This window comes from Mesorhizobium sp. M7A.F.Ca.AU.001.01.1.1 (assembly GCF_004022735.1).
GTDB lineage: Bacteria > Pseudomonadota > Alphaproteobacteria > Rhizobiales > Rhizobiaceae > Mesorhizobium > Mesorhizobium ciceri.
Genome location: NZ_RZPF01000530.1, coordinates 1 through 4,757, shown reverse-complemented (window position 1 = coordinate 4,757; position 4,757 = coordinate 1). Strand labels below are relative to the sequence as shown.

The following is a 4,757-nucleotide window of genomic DNA, read 5'->3' as shown; positions in this document are numbered from 1 at the left end:
ATCGAGGGCCTGCCCTTCGTCGGCCGCTCGGGCCGGCTGCTCGACCGCATGCTGGCCGCGATCGGGCTCGACCGCACTTCAGCCTATATCGCCAATGTCATTCCCTGGCGGCCGCCGGGCAATCGCACGCCGACGCCGCACGAAACCGAGATCTGCCGGCCGTTCATCGAACGGCAGATCGAGCTGGTCAATCCCAAGGTGCTGATCAACCTTGGCGGCCCGTCGGCCAAGACCTTGCTCAACACCTCGGAAGGCATATTGCGGCTGCGCGGCAATTGGCGCGTTCACACGACGGCATCCGGCATCGCCATCCCGGCCATGCCGACGCTGCATCCGGCCTATCTCCTGCGAACCCCGTCGCACAAGAAGCTGGCGTGGCGGGATTTCCTCGAAGTGAAGGCAAAGCTGCGAGCGCTCACCTAGCGATAACCGCGCAGGTAATTGAAATGCCGTCCTCACCAGCCTAACCATTCACTCATGACAACAGCCCAAACCTCCGCCGGCAGCCTTATTCGCGAATGGCGCACGCGCCGGCGCATGTCGCAGCTCGACCTCGCCATGGAGGCCGAAATCTCGCAGCGGCATCTGAGCTTCGTCGAAAGCGGCCGCGCCGCGCCCTCGCGCGACATGGTGCTGCATCTGGCCGAGCAATTGTCGATCCCGCTGAGGCAACGCAACCAGTTGCTGCTCGCCGCCGGCTTTGCCCCCAGTTTCGGCGAACGCTCGCTGACCGACACGACAATGGCGCCGGCGATGGCGGCGGTCGAAATCGTGCTCAAAGGCCACGAGCCGTTCCCGGCACTCGCTGTCGACCGCCACTGGAACCTGGTTTCGGCCAACGCCGCCATCGCTCCCTTCCTTGCCGATGTCAGCGAGGCTTCGCTGCTGACGCCGCCGGTCAACGTGCTTCGCCTCAGCCTGCATCCCGGCGGCATCGCGCCACGCATCGTCAACCTCCAGGAATGGCGCACGCATCTGCTCGAGCGCCTGAAACACCAGAATGACGCGAGCGGCGACGCGGTGCTGATCGAACTCGAGCGTGAGCTGAGGACTTATCCGTCAGGCTTGAGAGGCAGCCGGCCGTCGCCGGTCGAGGCGAACGCCATCGTGCATCCGCTCAGGCTGGCGCATGGCGATCAGGTGCTGTCGTTCATCAGCACCATCACCGTGTTCGGCACGCCGCTCGACGTGACGCTTTCGGAACTGGCGATCGAATCGTTTTTCCCCGCCGATGAACAGACGAGGACGGTGCTGGTTCGGTTGGCGAAGGAACGGGCCGAACGTTCGTAATCACCCTTCAGGCAAAGATGCCTTGCGCGTGCGGGTGCGCTCCAGGCCGAGCTGGCGTTCGCGCCAGATGATGAAGATGCCGGCGGCGACGACGATCAGGCCGCCGACAAGCATATGGAGCGTGGCGACGTCGCCGAAGACGAGATAGCCGACGACGAGGCCTAGGATCATCGAGGTGTATTCGAACGGCGCCACGACCGAGGCTTCGGCATGGCGATAGGCCGCCGTCATCAGGATCTGGCCAAGGCCGCCGCAGAAGCCGGCGGCAACAAGAAGGGCCGCCTGGAGCGGCGTCAGCGCCTGCCAGCCGAATGGCAGCGAGAGCAGCGACATGACGCTCGCCGTCACCGAAAACCACAGCACGATGGTCGCCGTACGCTCGCTTTGCACGAGATTGCGCACCAAGAGCATGGCGACGGCCGAGATCGCCGCCGCGACAAGAGCGGCCATGACGCCAAGCACTTCCTGGTCGTCGAGCGCCTGGTCGGAACTCAGCAGCGTCAGTTCCGGCCAGGAGATGATCAGCACGCCGACCAGGCCGACCGCGACCGCACTCCAGCGATACACGCGGATAGCCTCGCCGAGGAAGATGGAGCTGAACACCACCACCAGCAGCGGCTGCGCGTAGTTCAGCGTGATCGCTTCCGGCAGCGGCAGCCGGGTCAACGCGAAAAAGCCGAGCCCCATGGCGCAGACGCCGACCAGGCCGCGGGCGATGTGGTTGAACGGACGCTTGGTGGTGAAGGCAGTGCCGAGCTCTTTCCTGAAGGCCAGGAAGGCGATGATCGGGAAGATGGCGAAGAAAGAGCGGAAGAAGACAATCTGGCCGGCCGGAACCGTGCCTGCGGCTTTGATGCAGGTCTGCATGCCGACGAAGACCGCCACCGACACGATCTTGAGCATGATGCCGGTAAGCGTGTCGTGCCCGCCGGCATCATCGCTGGCTGTGGCCGAGGGGCTGCCGGGGCCCGCTGTCACGCTCCCGACGCTTCTCGGATCGTCGCCCAGATACGCGCCGGCGTTGCCGGCATGTCGATGTGCTTGACGCCATAAGCGCGCCAGAGCGCGTCGGTCACCGCATTGAGTGCCGCCGGGGTCGAACCGATGGTGCCGGCCTCGCCCGCGCCCTTGATGCCGAGTGCATTGGTCGTCGACGGCACGTTGCGGGTCTCGAAATGGAAGAACGGGAAATTGTCGGCGCGCGGCATGGCGTAATCCATGAAGCTCGCCGTCAAAAGCTGTCCGTCCTCGCCGTAGATAGTGTCCTCGGTCAGTGCCTGGCCGATGCCTTGCACGACGCCGCCATGCACCTGGCCGGCGAGCAGGATCGGGTTCACGGTCACGCCGAAATCGTCGACGATGGTGTAGCGGACAATCTCGGTCGCGCCGGTGTCGGGATCGATCTCGACCTCGCAGATATGAGTGCCGTTGGGATAGGTGCATTCGTCCTGCACGAACTCGCCAAAGCCCTTGAGATCGTCAGGCGTCTTGGCGGCCTTGGCGATGCTGGAAAAATCGAGCGAGCGATCGGTGCCGACGATGCGGGCAACACCATCGGACAACTCGATGTCGCCGGCAGAAGCCTCCAGCTCGTCGGCGGCGATGCGCTTGATCTTGTTGGCCAGATCCTCGCCCGCGCGGGAAGCCGACACACCCCCCAGCGGAATGGAGCGCGAGCCGCCGGTGCCGCCGCCGGCCTTCAATTCATCGGTATCGCCCTGGCGGACATGGATTTTGTCGATGTCGAGATTGAGCTTTTCCGACAGGAACTGCGCATAGGCGGTGGCGTGTCCCTGTCCGTTGGTCTGGGTGCCGATCTTCAGCGTCACCGTGCCGTCGCCATTGAGTTCGACGAAGGCCGGCTCCGAGCCCGGAAAGGCACAGGCCTCGATATAGGTCGCCATGCCGAGACCGCGGATTTTTCCGCCGGCCTTCGACTGCGCCAGCCGCTCCGGAAACGCTTTCCATTCGGATTGCTCAATGGCGCGCTCCATATGGCCTTCGAATTCACCGGTGTCGTAGAGGCGGCCGGTTTGCGTCCGGTAGGGAAATTGCTCCGGCCGGATGAAATTGCGGCGGCGGATCTCCTCGACGGGCAGGCCGAGATCGTGGGCGCAGGCATCGACCAGTTTTTCCAGCAGGAAGGCTGCTTCCGGCCGGCCGGCACCGCGATAGGCATCGACCGGGCAGGTGTTGGTGTAGAGGCCGGTCACCGAGACGTCGAGCGCCTGGATATCGTAGACACCGGTCGACATGGTGACGCCGATATAGGGGATGAACGGACCATATTGCGAGATATAGGCGCCGATGTTGGCGAGCAGGTCCACCTTCATGCCGAGAAAGCGGCCGTCCTTGTCCAGTGCCATCTCGGCCGTGACGAAATTGTCGCGGCCTTGCGCGTCGGTCTGAAAGTGTTCCGTGCGGTCGCCGGCCCACTTCACCGGGCGGCCAAGCCGCTTCGCCGCTTCCAGCACCAGCGGATATTCGCGGTAGACGAAGCTCTTGGGCCCGAAACCACCGCCGACATCAGGTGTGATGACGCGCAACTGGCCCTTCTTGATCTTGAACACGCTGGCCAGGATGTACTGCATGGAGTGCACGCCTTGCGACCCGGTGGTCAGCACGAAGCGCTTCTCCTCGACGTTCCATTCGCCGATCGCGGAGCGCGGCTCCATGTAGTTGCAGACCAGCCGGTTGTTGACGAACTCGATGCGGGTGACGTGTGCGGCCTTGGCGAAAGCCGCTTCGGTCTTTTTCCTGTCGCCCATGTGGTAGCTGAAGGCGCGGTTGGAACCGAGCTCCGGCCAGACCAGCGGCGTGCCTTCGGCAAGTGCATTTGCGGTCCCGGAAGCCGCGTCTTCGCCGTCATAGTCGACATCGATCAATTCAGCGGCATCCTGCGCCAAGGCACGGCTGTCGGCGACGACGAAGGCAACGGCATCGCCGACATAGTTGACGCGGTCGCGGCACAGGATCGGGATGTCGCGCGTCGGCGCCTTGGTGCCGTCCGGCTGTTCCTGCATGACGCCGGATTTCAGATCGCCGAGATGGGCAAGGTCCTTGCCGGTCAGTACCAGATGGACGCCAGGTGCGGCCTTCGCCGCCTCGGTCGAACCGATGGTGAAGCTGGCCTTGGCGACCGGCGAACGCAGGAGATAGCCATGCAGGACGCCAGCCGGCTGGATGTCGTCGGTATAACGGCCCTGGCCCTGGATGAAGGCGGCATCCTCGCGCCGCAGCACGGATGCGCCCATGCCGAATTTCGGTGTGACGACGGTCATGGATGCCTCGTGATGATGACAGGAGAACGAACGCCTGAAATAGGCATTGCCTCAGTTTTGTCGAGGGGCCGTTTCGTGTAAAGAGCGCGGACTTCAAATTTCTTGGACCAGCGGACACAATCCGCCGCCAACGCAATCGACAGGAAAACCCACGGAATGCGCACGGACACCGGCCAGGTCTTCAAG

Annotated in this window: 5 protein-coding genes; 2 read left to right on the top strand and 3 right to left on the bottom strand. The window is 63.9% G+C overall.

Annotated elements, in window-relative coordinates; all coding sequences use genetic code 11:
* Positions 1-423, top strand: a 423-nt coding sequence (locus tag EN884_RS26245; RefSeq protein WP_164895160.1) for a uracil-DNA glycosylase, incomplete at its 5' end; no start/stop codon positions are given.
* 54 nt (positions 424-477) lie between these two features.
* On the top strand, positions 478-1,290 hold the full coding sequence (locus EN884_RS26240) for a helix-turn-helix transcriptional regulator (RefSeq protein WP_013532623.1): 813 nt from the start codon (positions 478-480) through the stop codon (positions 1,288-1,290).
* Here the strand turns inward: EN884_RS26240 and EN884_RS26235 are convergent, their stop codons facing one another.
* The 3 genes from EN884_RS26235 to EN884_RS39085 all read right to left on the bottom strand — a co-directional run.
* Positions 1,291-2,193, bottom strand: coding sequence for a DMT family transporter (locus EN884_RS26235; RefSeq protein ID WP_244506971.1), 903 nt, complete (start codon positions 2,191-2,193; stop codon positions 1,291-1,293).
* 71 nt (positions 2,194-2,264) lie between these two features.
* Positions 2,265-4,571 carry a xanthine dehydrogenase family protein molybdopterin-binding subunit gene (locus EN884_RS26230; RefSeq protein ID WP_063167699.1) on the bottom strand — a complete coding sequence of 769 codons (2,307 nt, stop codon included), beginning with the start codon at positions 4,569-4,571 and terminating at the stop codon, positions 2,265-2,267.
* Positions 4,568-4,757 (bottom strand): hypothetical protein (locus EN884_RS39085; RefSeq protein WP_206617640.1); only part of this gene is annotated, 190 nt, incomplete at its 5' end. The genes EN884_RS39085 and EN884_RS26230, both read right to left, overlap by 4 nt.

Excerpts from the sequence above, each read along its gene's own strand:
- EN884_RS26240 (WP_013532623.1), top strand. The coding sequence starts at position 478 with ATGACAACAGCCCAAACCTCCGCCGGCAGCCTTATTCGCGAATGGCGC.
- EN884_RS26235 (WP_244506971.1), bottom strand. The coding sequence starts at position 2,193 with ATGCTCAAGATCGTGTCGGTGGCGGTCTTCGTCGGCATGCAGACCTGC.
- EN884_RS26230 (WP_063167699.1), bottom strand. The coding sequence starts at position 4,571 with ATGACCGTCGTCACACCGAAATTCGGCATGGGCGCATCCGTGCTGCGG.